Here is an 11,974-nt window from a genome sequence, read left to right as displayed (position 1 = left end):
GCGGAGTAGGGGGGCCGGCGCGTCCGCGGCCCCCCCTGTCCTGCCGTCAGGCGGCGGTGATGCGACCGGTGACCTCGCCGAGGCCGACGCGGGTGCCGTCGGCGCCGGGCGCCCACGCGGTGAGGGTGACGGTGTCGCCGTCCTCCAGGAACGTGCGCTTGCCGTCGGCGAGCTCGACGGCGTCACGGCCGTTCCAGGTGAGCTCCAGCAGGGAGCCGCGCTCGTCGACCTCCGGGCCGCTGACCGTGCCGGAGCCGAACACGTCACCGGTGCGCAGCGAGGCCCCGTTGACGGTCATGTGGGCCAGCTGCTGGGCGGCGGTCCAGTACATCGAGGCGAACGGCGGCCGGGCCACCTCCTGCCCGTTGATGGACACCGTGATGCGCAGGTCGAAGCCGCCGGGGCGGTCGACCTCGGAGTCGTCCAGGTAGGGCAGCAGCGGGAAGTCCCGGGCGGGCGGGGCGACGCGGGCCGCGTCCAGCGCCTCCAGGGGGGTCACCCAGGCGGAGACGGACGTCGCGAAGGACTTGCCGAGGAAGGGGCCGAGCGGCACGTACTCCCAGGCCTGGATGTCGCGCGCGGACCAGTCGTTGAGCAGGAACAGCCCGAAGACGTGCTCCTCGAAGTCGCCGAGCGCGACCGGGCGGCCCATCTGCGAGGGGGCGCCGACGACGAAGCCGACCTCGGCCTCGATGTCGAGCTTCACGGACGGCCCGAAGACCGGCGCGGGGTCGGTGGGCGCCTTGCGCTGCCCGGAGGGGCGCACCACGTCCGTGCCGGAGACCACGATCGTCCCCGACCGGCCGTGGTAACCGATGGGCAGGTGCTTCCAGTTGGGGGTGAGCGCGTCCCCGTCCGGGCGGAAGATCCGTCCGACGTTGGTGGCGTGGTGCTCGCTCGCGTAGAAGTCGACGTAGTCGGCGACCTCGTACGGCAGGTGCAGCGTGACCTCGTCGAGGGGGAGGAGGTGCGGCTCGACCGTCCCGCGGTGACCGGGGTCGGTGACCCAGGCGGTCAGCGCACGGCGCACGTCGCGCCAGGCGGTGCGGCCGGCGGCCAGCAGCGGGTTCAGCGAACCCTGGGCGAGCACCCCGGCGTACGGGGACCCGAGCGCGACGGCCACGGCCCCCGCGTCGAGCACGTACCCGCCGATGCGTACGCCGACCCGGCGGCGCTCCGGCTCCGCCGGCGTGCTGAAGACGCCGTAGGGGAGGTTGTGCGGCCCGAACGGGTCGCCCTCGGGGACATCGAGGGGGCTCTGCTGGGGCATGGGGTGCTGCCTCGCTTTCGAGGGGGTCCGGGGGTGTCCCGGCGGCTGGCTGACACGTTACGTGGCTGGTGGGGTCTGTGGGAGGCCGGATTAGGGCGCTATTCATAGGACTTGTCCAAGGGGGTCCGTATCCTTGGCCGGGTGACTTCCGCCCTCCCCTATGCCTTGATCGCCACCGACCTGGACGGGACTCTGCTGCGCGCCGGTGACACCGTCTCCGACCGCTCGTGCGCGGCGCTCGCGACGGCGCGCGCCGCCGGCGCCCGGCACATCGTCGTCACCGGGCGCCCCGTCCCACAGATCCGGCACGTCCTGGATGACCTTGGTTACTCCGGGCTCGCGGTGTGCGGGCAGGGCGCGCAGGTGTACGACGCGGCGCGCGGGGTCCTGCTGCACTCCGTCGCGATGGACCGGGGGCTGGCCGAGGTGGCGCTCGGGAAGATCGAGGCGGAGATCGGCGAGGTGTACGTGGCCGTCAACCAGGAGGGGCTGGACGCCGAGATGCTGGTGGGCCCCGGCTACCGGATGCCGCACCCGCACCTGCCGATGGTGCGGGTCCGCGGGCGCGGCGAGCTGTGGGCGTCGCCGATCAACAAGGTGCTGCTCCAGCACCCGCGGCTGGACGACGACGAGCTGACGCGGGTGGCGCGGTCGGTGGTCGGCGACCTGGTGAACGTCACCATGGCGGGGGAGCACACGGTGGAACTCCAGCCGCCGGGCGTCGACAAGGCGACGGGGCTCGCGCGGGCGGCGTCGCTCCTGGAGGTCGCGGCGGAGTCGACGATCGCCTTCGGCGACATGCCGAACGACATCCCGATGTTCGTGTGGGCCGCCCACGGGGTGGCCATGGCCAACGCCCACCGCGAACTGGTCGCCGTCGCCGACGAGGTCACCCTCTCGAACGAGGCGGACGGCATCGCGACCGTCCTGGAGCGGCTGTTCCCGGTCTAGGGGCCTCAGCCCGCCGCGCGGGGGAGGCGGCGTTGCCAGGTGCGGTGGAAGAGGACCTCGTCGCCCTCGCGGCAGACGACCTCGTTCACCGTCAGGAAGCCGCCCTCGTCGCAGGAGATCTCCGACCGGGTCTCCACCCGCGCGTCCCAGCCCTCCTCCGGCCGGTGCAGGCGGATCCGCCATTCGGAGCGGGTGCGGGCGGAGAGGGGGTCCGCCTGCTGGATCTCGTAGACCTCCGCCGCGTCCTCCTCGTACTCCAGCCCGTCCGGGTACACCCGCGTCCCCCCGTACCGGGGGTCCACCTCCAGCCGCCACACCCCGCGCGCGACGTCCCGTACGACGAGCCGTTGCGGACGCGGCGCGTCCAGCGTCTCCGGGTGCACCACCCCCAGCGGCTCGGCCTGCTCCGGCGGCTCGAAGGCGATCCCCGCGTCGAGGGGGGAGGCCGAGCCGCGGACGGGGAGTTCCAGGGTGCTGCCCTCGGGGTCCAGGGTCCAGCCGGCCTCCGAGCCGGCCCGGGGCCAGATCCAGGGCCAGTACGCGGAGGACAGCGCGAGCCGGATCCGGTGCCCTGGCGCGAAGGAGTGGCCGATGCCGCCCAGCTCGAAGGTGACGTCCTCGTACGCACCCTTCCGCCACGGCACCGCCCGCTCCCGGCCGTGGCGGGCCGACAGGTTCAGGGCCCCGCGCGTGACCAGGGTCGAGGCCCCGTCCGGGGCGACGTCGCAGAGCCGGGCCACGACCTGCCCGTACGGGACGTCCATCCGCAGCCGCAGGGTGACCGAGGGCCGGCCCAGGATCTCCACGGGCTCGCCGTCGGCCACCGGGAACTCGAAGCAGGCCGACTTCGCGTCCTCCTCCCGCTGGTCCGGGGGCAGGTCGGCGTCGTTGCCGACGGGGAGGAAGCGCCCGGCGTCCAGCCCGGTGTGCTGCGGCGAGGCGACGGTCACGGGCGCGCCCTGGAGCCCGTACGAGACGGGGACGACCGTGGGGGAGGGCCAGGCCTTCTCGCCGGCCCAGCGGCCCGGGAGCTCCTCGTAGGTCGTCGCCGGGCGGTGCGCGCCGCTGATCCACGCGCGCAGCAGGGGCTCGTCCATCACCCCGTTGTCGGCGCCCTTGAGCCAGTGGTCCCACCAGCGCAGGGTCTCCTGCAGGAAGCCGATCGCCGGCCCCGGGGGCAGTCCCCGGTCGGGGTACTGGTGCGACCAGGGGCCGATCAGGCCGCGCACGCGGGACGCGGGCAGGCGGGAGACCAGCCGCAGCACCGTGTCCCGGTAGGGGTCGTGCCAGCCGCCGACGGCGAGGACGGCCGCGCGGATCGCCCCGTAGTCCTCACAGACGCTGCCGTGGCGCCAGTAGGCGTCCCGGGTCTGGTGCGAGAGCCAGGTGTGGACGAGCGGCTCGACGCCCTCCAGCCGGTCCAGCCACATCTGCCGCCAGCCGTCGCCGGCGTAGCGGGGGTCCGGCGGGCGGGAGGCGAAGGCCAGCGTGGTGGCGGCCCAGGCGTGCGTGTCGGCGGCCAGGACCGACCCGCCCATGTAGTGGACGTCGTTGTCGTAGCGGTCGTCCGTGGAGCAGACGGTGACGACGGCCTTCAGTGCCCGTGGCGCGAGGGCGGCGATCTGGAGGCTGTTGGAGCCGCCCCAGGAGATCCCGAACATCCCCACCGCGCCGGTGCACCACGGCCGGGCCGCCAGCCACTCCACCACCGCGACGCCGTCGGCGAGTTCCCGCGCGTCGTACTCGTCGCCGGGCCGGCCGCCGCTGCAGCCGTGGCCGCGCACGTCCACGCGCACGGAGGCGTAGCCGTGCCCGGCGTACCAGGGGTGGCGCTGGCGGTCGCGGGGCGCGGTCCCGTCGGTGAGCCGGTACGGGAGGTACTCCAGCAGGGCCGGCACGGGCTCGTCCGTGACCGGGCGCCAGACGCGGGCGTACAGCTCCACGCCGTCGGGCATCGGGATCCGGACGTCCTCGTGGGCGGTGGCGTACGGGAAGTCGGTACGGATGGTCATCGGGTTCCTTCACCGGCCCCTCGGTGGACGGGATGCGTGGTGCGGCGCAGCCAGGGGGACGCGTGGCCGTACGCCCTGACCGCCTGGCCCCGGATGCCGTCGGCGAGGGCCGGGGAGAGGAACCACGGGGCCGTCGTCAACCAGCCGATACCCGCCATGAGGGTGGCGAGTGCGGGGGTGATGCCCGCGTCGTGGGCCGGTGCCGGCGCGGATCGGGCCGGGGCCGCCGCGCGGGGCCGTGTCCGCGAGGGAGAGGACGAGGACGGCCCGCGGGCCCAGGCCCCTGGGGTGCTCGGGGCAGGCGTGGTCGTCGGAGGGCGGCGGCTGGTCCGCCACGGGCTCCGCGGGCTCGTCGCTATCGGTGGCAGTTCTGGGCAAAACGGATTCTCCGGTTTTCTCGTCTCTCATCGAACATACCGGTGCAGATCAGACTGCGCGTGTGCGGCAACCGGACAGCCGCTCTCGGTGATCGAAAACAGACCGGATACGCTGGCTTGAGTGATGGCAGCGACACATCGACAATCCAGGTGATCGTCAGCGTGATCGTCAGCAGACAGGAGTACCCCTCGTGACCGTCGTCGGGCCGTTCGGACTGAGCGTGCGGGACCAGGCTCTTGAGACCGATGTCCAGGCCGGACTGGCCGCCGTCGAGGCGGGTCTGCTGGAGGCCACCAAGAGCGAAGTCCCCTTCATCACCGAGGCCGCGCAGCATCTGGTGCGCGCCGGGGGCAAGCGGTTCAGGCCGCTGCTGGTGATGCTGGCCTCCCGCTTCGGTGACCCCTACGCGCCCGGCATCGTGCCGTCCGCGGTGGTCGTGGAGCTCACGCACCTGGCCACGCTCTACCACGACGACGTCATGGACGAGGCGGACGTGCGCCGCGGGGTGGAGAGCGCCAACACCCGCTGGGGCAACTCCGTGGCGGTCCTGACGGGTGACTTCCTGTTCGCCCGTGCGTCGCACATCCTCGCGGACCTCGGGCCGGAGGCCGTGCGCGTCCAGGCCGAGGCCTTCGAGCGGCTCGTGACGGGCCAGATCCTGGAGACGGCCGGTCCGCGCGACGGCCGCGACCCGGTCGCCCACTACCTGGACGTCATCGCCGGCAAGACCGGCTCGCTGATCGCCGTGTCCGGCCGCTTCGGCGCGCTGATGTCCGGCGCCGACGAGTCCGTCGTCGACATCCTGACCCAGTACGGCGAGCGCCTCGGCACCGCCTTCCAGCTCGCCGACGACGTCCTCGACATCGCCTCCGACTCGCACGAGTCGGGCAAGACCCCCGGCACCGACCTGCGCGAGGGCATCCCGACCCTGCCCGTGCTGCGGCTGCGCGAGATGGCCGAGCGGGACCGGCGCCCCGAGGACCTGGAGCTCGTCGCCCTGCTGGACGGGGACCTCACCGACGACGCCCGGCACGCGGAGGTCCTCGCCCGGCTGCGGGTGCACCCCGCGCTGGAGCAGGCCCGCCGCGACACCGTCCAGTACGCGGAGGACGCGCGCGCCACGCTGGCCCCGCTGCCGGAGTGCTTCGCGAAGTCGGCGCTGGAAGAGCTGTGCGACGCGGTGGTCCACCGCGCGGGCTGATCCTTCGCGTACCGCTTGTGGAACGGGCCCCTCCGCCTGCGACCCCTACGGGTCCTGGTGTAGGGGCCCTTCCCGTGTCATCCCACGGTCGTACGCGGAGTTGATTCCGGGGACTGACGTCCCCGACCCCCCGATTTGGTCAGATGGAGTCATCGAACCCCACCGGATCGGGTGAGCGCGGCGCCACGGGGCCGCCGCCGAATACACAGAGGGCAGGGCATTCAGATGGCAGCGAACACGAAGACCTCGCGCAAGGCCGCCCGGTACGCCGTACCGGTAGCCGTGGCGGGTGTCGCGGCGGCAACCGTCGCGATGGTCCCGGCCTTCGCAAACGCCGGGGGCCCGGACCTGCCCAAGGTGACGGCGCAGCAGCTGATCGAGAAGGTCGCGGCCTCCGACGTGCAGCAGCTCTCCGGCACCGCCAAGATCACCACCGACCTCGGCCTGCCGAAGATCGCCTCCGGGCTGCTGGGCGGCGGCGGGGTCGCGGGCGGCTCCGCCGACCCCGAGGACAAGATCGCCCAGCTGGCGAACGGCACGCACACCTTCCGCGTCGCGGCCGACGGCCCCGACCGCCAGAAGCTGACCTTCCTCGACGGCAAGGACGAGTACACCCTCGTCCACAACGGCCAGGACGTCTGGGGCTACGACTCCAAGTCCAACGAGGTCTTCCACGACAAGGACGCCCAGAACGCCGGCCAGGACCACAAGAAGACCGCCGAGCGCCTCCCCGCCTCCCCGCAGGAGCTGGCGCAGGAGGTCCTCAAGTCCGCCGGCCCCACCACCGACATCAGCGTCGGCGACACCGCCCAGGTCGCCGGCCGCGACGCCTACCAGCTGGTCCTCAAGCCCAAGCAGAGCGGCTCCACCGTCGCCTCCGTGCAGATCGCGGTCGACGCGAAGAACGGCGTGCCGCTGCGCATCCAGCTGCTGTCCAGCCAGGGCGGCAAGCCGATCGTCGACGCGGGCTTCACCCAGGTGGACTTCGCCAAGCCGGCCGCCGACGCCTTCACCTTCACCCCGCCGAAGGGCGCCAAGGTCACCGAGGGCACCGAGCACGGCAAGGACGGCAAGGGCGGCAAGGACGGCAAGCCGTTCAAGGCGCTGGAGTCCTTCCCCGGCCTCGGCGACCTGGCCGGCGGCGCGGGCGGCAAGGGCGACGTCAAGGTCCTCGGCGAGGGCTGGTCCGCGGTGGCGCGCATCGACAGCGGCGCCGGCCGGGCCGGCACCTCCCTCAAGGACCTGGAGAACGACAAGAACGCCCCCAAGGAGGCCAAGCAGTTCCTGAACTCCCTCGGCGACAAGGTCACCGGGAAGTTCGGCGAGGGCCGCGTCTTCTCCACCCGCCTGGTCAACGCGCTGATCACGGACGACGGCAAGGTCTACGTCGGCGCGGTCACCAAGGACCAGCTGGTCAAGACGGCCGACTCCGCCAAGTAGCGGCCACGCCGCCACGGCACCACCACGGCGCAAGGGTGGCCCGGGACCTGTGTCCCGGGCCACCCTTGTGCCGTTCCCCTCCTGTGTACAGCGCTCCCGCTGTACGGTGATGGACATGTCGAGACACGTCACCATCCGCCTGGACGAAGAGTTCCATGAACGCCTCAAGGCGCGCGCGGCGGCGCTGGGGACGACGGTCACCGCGCTCATCACCGAGGTCACCGAACGCGAACTCGACGAGGACCGCAAGAGGTTCCTCAGCGGCATAGAGGAGTTCGCCGACCACTGGGGCTACTTCCAGGAGCGGTTCGGCAATTGAAGATCACCATGGAGTGGGCCTGGACCGCGCTGGCCCACCATCTGCCGTCGGACCCCGCCGTGTGGGACCCCTCCGGGGTGGCCGCCGCCGTCGCCCGCCACCAGAACGACCTGGTCATGGTCCCGGAGCAGCCCGCTCCCGACACCGCCTGGCGGGCCGCCGCCTTCCTGCACACGCTCGCCGTCTGCCCCGCGCTGGAATCCCCGATGAACGAGTTCTACGCGGCTGCCGCCACCCGCTCGTACCTGCGGGTGGCCGGCGCGAAGCAGCTGCCCTCGCCCGAGGAGCTCGGCGACCTCGTGGAAGCCGCGAAGCTGGGCCGCGCCGACGTGGCCGCGGTCGCCCAGGAGCTGCGCGCCCGCATCCAGGAGCCCCTGTCCGCCTCGCTACGCCCCGGCGCGGAGGACGCGTAGCACCATCGGGGCCTCGTCGGGGTGCAGCCGCAGCTCGGTGGCACCGTCCCCGGAGCGGAAGGCGACGCTGAGCTCGTCGGCGGAGACGGGCTCCAGGGGCGGGAAGCCGGCCGGCAGGGCCGCCGGAGCGCCCTTGGCGGACCAGCGGACGGGGCCGGCCGCGCCGCCCGGCGGCAGCTCCAGGTGCCCCTCGCGCCACCGGCCGCCGGTGAGCGCGCGGTCCCGCAGGTCGCAGGGGACGCGGACGGCGACGCCCCGGGCGTGGTCCGCGAGACGGCGCCGCCGCCGCCGTCCGCGCACCAGGAGTGCGGGGTTGACGGCGGCGGCGGCCTGCGCGAGCAGGGCGAACAGGGCGGCGATCAGCTCCGGCATGATCCGATCAGATCACGCCGGAGCCCTAGAGGTCTAGACCATCCTGGGTTCAGGCGGACGGCCCGTTCGCGGTCAGAAGGTGATCTTCCAGCTGTTGATGTAGCCCACGTCCTGCGCGGCCACGTCCTTGACCTGGAGCTTCCAGACGCCGTTGGCGACCTCGCTGGAGGCGTTCACCGTGTAGCTGGTGACCAGGTTGTCGGCGGAGTCCGAGCTGGAGTTCTTCAGCCGGTACGCCGTGCCGTCCGGGGCGATCAGGTCGATCACCAGGTCGCCGCGGTAGGTGTGGACGATGTTCACGTCGACCTTGGTGGTGGCCGGCGCGTTGCCCGTGACGCCCGAGACCGTGATCGGCGAGGTCACCGCGGCACCGGGGGAGTCCGGGATGTTCACGTCCGCCGTGTTCTCGAAGGACGGGCCCGGCGGGACCGGGGTGGCCGCCCCGAGGTTCCAGACCGCGTAGGCGATGGCGTCGGCGTTGCGGTCCAGGGCGGTGTCGTTGATGTTCGCCGTGGTGTCGCAGGACGAGTGGTAGCAGCGGTCGAAGGCCTGGCCGGAGGTACCGCCCCACTTCTGGGCCTGGGCCGCCGTCTTGGTGTAGTCGGCGCCGGAGAACAGGCCGCCGACCGGGATCCCGGCGTTCTTGAACGGCGCGTGGTCGGAGCGGCCGTCGCCCTCGGTCTCGATCTCGGTGGGGATGCCGAGGCCCGCGTAGTAGTTCTTGAAGGTCTGCTCGATCGTCGGGTCGTCGTCGTAGACGAAGTAGCCCGGGTTCGGCGAGCCGATCATGTCGAAGTTCAGGTAGCCGGAGATCTTCGCCTTCTCGGCCGCCGGCAGGCTGTTCACGTAGTACTTCGAACCGACCAGACCCAGCTCCTCCGCGCCCCACCAGCCGAAGCGCAGGTGCTTGGTCGGCTGGAGGTTGGCGCGGGACACCGCGAGCGCGGTCTCCAGGACGGCCGCCGAGCCGGAGCCGTTGTCGTTGATGCCCGGGCCCGAGGTCACCGAGTCCAGGTGGGAACCGGACATCAGGACCGAGTTCGGGTCGCCGCCCGGCCAGTCGGCTATCAGGTTGTAGCCGGTCGCGCCGCTGGAGGTGAAGGTCTGCAGGCTGGTGGTGAAGCCCGCCGCGTCCAGCTTGGCCTTCACGTAGTCGATCGATGCCTTGTAGCCGGCCCGGCCGTGGGCGCGGTTGCCGCCGTTGTTGGTGGCGATGGTCTGGAACTGGGCCAGGTGCGCCTTGACGTTGGCCAGCGGGATGTCCGGCGGGGTGGGCGCCGCGGTGACGGCCGTGGGCGCCGCGAGCGCGGCGGGAGAGGTGGCGGCCAGCAGCCCCGCGACCGCGATGGCGGTCGCGGCGGCAAGACGCCGGGAGACGGACAGGCTCATGTGGGGGCTCCGGGATTCCGTGGGGATGATCCGTTGGGGATGAGACGGAACGTGCGGGAATCGTGCAGGTGAGCGTGGTGCGTCAGTGCGAGCCTGATGTTCAGCGAGAGTGTGACTGCCCGTCAAGACCACAATCCGGTCAGGGTCGTTCGGAAAACGGACGATCCCCGGTACGGGTGTTCCGTACCGGGGACCGTGTGGTGTATCGCTGTGCGGTTACGCGGGTTCGCGGCTCGGCGCCGGGTCCGTACCGGCCACGGCCGGAGCCCCCGCGGTGCCGGCACCGGTGCCGGCGTCCGATGCGGAAGCGGACGCGGCCCCGGCCGCCGCCGAGGCGGAGGCCTCGGCGAGCAGGGCCCGCGAGCGCCGCGCGGTCCGCAGCGCGTCCCAGGTGAGCAGCACCAGCGCGGCCCAGACCAGGGAGAAGCCGGCCCACCGCTCCGGCGGCATCGCCTCGTGGAAGTAGACGACCCCGAGCGCGAACTGGAACACCGGCGCCAGGTACTGGAGCAGACCCAGCGTGGACAGCGGCACCCGGATCGCGGCCGCCCCGAAGCAGACCAGCGGGATCGCGGTCACCAGCCCGGTCGCGGCCAGCAGCGCCGAGTGCCCGAGCCCTTCTGCGGCGAAGGTGGACCGTCCCTGGACCCCCAGCCACACCAGGTAGCCCAGGGCGGGCAGGAACTGCAGGGCCGTCTCGGCGGCCAGCGACTCCAGCCCGCCCATGTCCAGCTTCTTCTTGATCAGCCCGTAGGCGGCGAAGGAGAAGGCCAGCGTGAGCGAGATCCACGGCAGCCGCCCGTAGCCGACGGACAGTACCAGCACGGCGGCGAAGCCGATCCCCACCGCCGCCCACTGGGCCCGGCGCAGCCGCTCGCCCAGCACCAGGACGCCGATGGCGATGGTGACCAGCGGGTTGATGAAGTACCCGAGGCTGGCCTCGACGACCTGGCCGTTGTTGACCGCCCAGATGTACAGGCCCCAGTTCACGCTGATCACGGCCGCCGCCAGGGCCGTCAGCCCGAGCTTGCGCGGCTGCCGGACGATCTCGGCGATCCAGCTCCAGCGGCGCAGCGCGAGGAGCGCGACGCCGACCACGGCCAGCGACCAGACCATGCGGTGGGCGAGGATCTCGATCGCCCCGGAGGGCTTGAGCAGGGGCCAGAAGAGGGGGACGAGCCCCCACATCCCGTACGCGCCGAATCCGTAGAGCAAACCCGTGCGCTGCTCGTTCTCCGCCTTCACGGGCCCTCCAGTGCGACTTCCGGCCAATCTCACAACCTCACGACGGTATCGCCGTGAGGCGCCGATGTCATGCCCGTTCCAGGGAGATACTCATGACACCGCGGGGCCGGAGGACCGGAATCAGGCCAGGGCGGCGGCGATGGCCTGGGCCACCGGCGTCGTCGGGCGCCCGATCAGGCGCGCCAGGTCACCGCTGGTCCCCGCCAGCCGGCCGCGCGAGATCGCCGCGTCCACGTCCACGAGGATCTCCGCGAAGGGCGCGGGCACCCCGGCGCCGGTAAGCACCGTCAGGTGCGCCTCGGGCTCGACGGCGGCGTACGCGACCTCGCGGCCGGACTGCCGCGCCACCTCGTCGGCGTACTCGGCCAGGCTCCAGGCGGTGTCCCCGGACAGCTCGTAGACCTTGCCCAGGTGGCCCTCGCCGGTCAGCACCGCCGCGGCGGCCGCCGCGTAGTCGGCCCGCGCCGCCGAGGCGATCCGGCCCTCGCCCGCGCTGCCGACGACCGCGCCGTGCTCCAGGACGGCGGGCAGGTGGGCGGTGTAGTTCTCGTGGTACCAGCCGTTGCGCAGGAAGGTGTGGGGGAGCCCGGAGTCGAGGATCGCCTGCTCGGTGGCCTTGTGCTCGGCGGCCAGCTCGAAGTCGGCCTCGGGCCCGCCGAGGATGCCGGTGTAGGCCAGCTGGGCGACCCCGGCGGCTGCGGCGGCCTTGACCACGGCGGTGTGCTGCGGGACGCGCCGCCCGACCTCGCTGCCGGAGATCAGCAGGACCCGGTCCCCGGCCCGGAAGGCGCCGGCGAGGGCGGCGGGGTCGTCGTAGTCGGCGATCCGTACGTCGATGCCGCGCGCGGCGAGGTCGGCGGCCTTCTCCGCGCTGCGGACGACCACGGCCAGCTCGGTGGCCGGGACCCGGCGCAGCAGCTCCTCGACGACGAGGCGGCCGAGGGATCCGGTGGCTCCGGTGACGACGATGCTCATGATGCGCTC

At 72.7% G+C, this 11,974-nt stretch carries 11 protein-coding genes; 5 read left to right on the top strand and 6 right to left on the bottom strand.

What is annotated here, in order from left to right; translation table 11 throughout:
- Positions 1 to 46 precede the first annotated feature (46 nt).
- Positions 47 to 1,270 (bottom strand): fumarylacetoacetase, encoded by a 1,224-nt coding sequence (gene fahA / locus ABD973_RS13115; RefSeq protein WP_125595312.1) that lies wholly within the window; start codon positions 1,268 to 1,270, stop codon positions 47 to 49.
- Between the two features lie 141 nt (positions 1,271 to 1,411).
- Between fahA and ABD973_RS13110 the strand changes: the two genes are divergently transcribed.
- Complete coding sequence (locus tag ABD973_RS13110) at positions 1,412 to 2,221, top strand: HAD family hydrolase (RefSeq protein WP_125822088.1); 810 nt, start codon at positions 1,412 to 1,414, stop codon at positions 2,219 to 2,221.
- A 5-nt stretch (positions 2,222 to 2,226) separates the two neighbouring features.
- Here ABD973_RS13110 and ABD973_RS13105 read toward each other — a convergent pair whose 3' ends face one another.
- On the bottom strand, positions 2,227 to 4,233 hold the full coding sequence (locus ABD973_RS13105; protein ID WP_345500146.1) for a CocE/NonD family hydrolase: 2,007 nt from the start codon (positions 4,231 to 4,233) through the stop codon (positions 2,227 to 2,229).
- 568 nt (positions 4,234 to 4,801) lie between these two features.
- Between ABD973_RS13105 and ABD973_RS13100 the strand changes: the two genes are divergently transcribed.
- From ABD973_RS13100 to ABD973_RS13085, 4 genes are all read left to right on the top strand, one after another.
- A complete protein-coding gene (locus ABD973_RS13100) occupies positions 4,802 to 5,812 on the top strand; it encodes a polyprenyl synthetase family protein (protein WP_125595309.1) in 1,011 nt (336 codons plus the stop codon).
- A 225-nt stretch (positions 5,813 to 6,037) separates the two neighbouring features.
- The gene (locus tag ABD973_RS13095; RefSeq protein ID WP_345500145.1) at positions 6,038 to 7,252 is read left to right on the top strand and encodes a LolA family protein; all 1,215 of its coding nucleotides are present in this window, start codon (positions 6,038 to 6,040) and stop codon (positions 7,250 to 7,252) included.
- 115 nt (positions 7,253 to 7,367) lie between these two features.
- On the top strand, positions 7,368 to 7,571 hold the full coding sequence (locus ABD973_RS13090) for a hypothetical protein (RefSeq protein ID WP_241253340.1): 204 nt from the start codon (positions 7,368 to 7,370) through the stop codon (positions 7,569 to 7,571).
- Complete coding sequence (locus ABD973_RS13085; protein WP_241253341.1) at positions 7,568 to 7,984, top strand: hypothetical protein; 417 nt, start codon at positions 7,568 to 7,570, stop codon at positions 7,982 to 7,984. The genes ABD973_RS13090 and ABD973_RS13085 overlap by 4 nt, the downstream gene beginning before the upstream one ends.
- Here the strand turns inward: ABD973_RS13085 and ABD973_RS13080 are convergent.
- The 4 genes from ABD973_RS13080 to ABD973_RS13065 form a co-directional block, all read right to left on the bottom strand.
- On the bottom strand, positions 7,958 to 8,356 hold the full coding sequence (locus ABD973_RS13080) for a hypothetical protein (RefSeq protein WP_125822092.1): 399 nt from the start codon (positions 8,354 to 8,356) through the stop codon (positions 7,958 to 7,960). The genes ABD973_RS13085 and ABD973_RS13080 overlap by 27 nt on opposite strands.
- A 72-nt stretch (positions 8,357 to 8,428) precedes the next feature.
- Positions 8,429 to 9,745 (bottom strand): M28 family metallopeptidase, encoded by a 1,317-nt coding sequence (locus ABD973_RS13075; protein WP_125595305.1) that lies wholly within the window; start codon positions 9,743 to 9,745, stop codon positions 8,429 to 8,431.
- A gap of 216 nt (positions 9,746 to 9,961) precedes the next feature.
- On the bottom strand, positions 9,962 to 10,990 hold the full coding sequence (rarD, locus tag ABD973_RS13070) for an EamA family transporter RarD (protein ID WP_125595304.1): 1,029 nt from the start codon (positions 10,988 to 10,990) through the stop codon (positions 9,962 to 9,964).
- Positions 10,991 to 11,110: 120 nt separating this feature from the next.
- On the bottom strand, positions 11,111 to 11,965 hold the full coding sequence (locus ABD973_RS13065) for an NAD(P)H-binding protein (protein ID WP_125595303.1): 855 nt from the start codon (positions 11,963 to 11,965) through the stop codon (positions 11,111 to 11,113).
- Positions 11,966 to 11,974 lie beyond the last annotated feature (9 nt).

The sequence above is a fragment of the Streptomyces racemochromogenes genome, from assembly GCF_039535215.1.
Taxonomy (GTDB): Bacteria; Actinomycetota; Actinomycetes; order Streptomycetales; family Streptomycetaceae; genus Streptomyces; species Streptomyces racemochromogenes.
This window is presented reverse-complemented; position numbering and strand designations above follow the sequence as displayed.

What these genes read in the sequence shown, in the direction of transcription:
- ABD973_RS13080 (WP_125822092.1), bottom strand. Translation starts at nt 8,356, where the DNA reads ATGCCGGAGCTGATCGCCGCCCTGTTCGCCCTGCTCGCGCAGGCCGCC.
- fahA (WP_125595312.1), bottom strand. Translation starts at nt 1,270, where the DNA reads ATGCCCCAGCAGAGCCCCCTCGATGTCCCCGAGGGCGACCCGTTCGGG.
- ABD973_RS13090 (WP_241253340.1), top strand. Translation starts at nt 7,368, where the DNA reads ATGTCGAGACACGTCACCATCCGCCTGGACGAAGAGTTCCATGAACGC.
- ABD973_RS13065 (WP_125595303.1), bottom strand. Translation starts at nt 11,965, where the DNA reads ATGAGCATCGTCGTCACCGGAGCCACCGGATCCCTCGGCCGCCTCGTC.
- ABD973_RS13105 (WP_345500146.1), bottom strand. Translation starts at nt 4,233, where the DNA reads ATGACCATCCGTACCGACTTCCCGTACGCCACCGCCCACGAGGACGTC.
- ABD973_RS13095 (WP_345500145.1), top strand. Translation starts at nt 6,038, where the DNA reads ATGGCAGCGAACACGAAGACCTCGCGCAAGGCCGCCCGGTACGCCGTA.
- ABD973_RS13075 (WP_125595305.1), bottom strand. Translation starts at nt 9,745, where the DNA reads ATGAGCCTGTCCGTCTCCCGGCGTCTTGCCGCCGCGACCGCCATCGCG.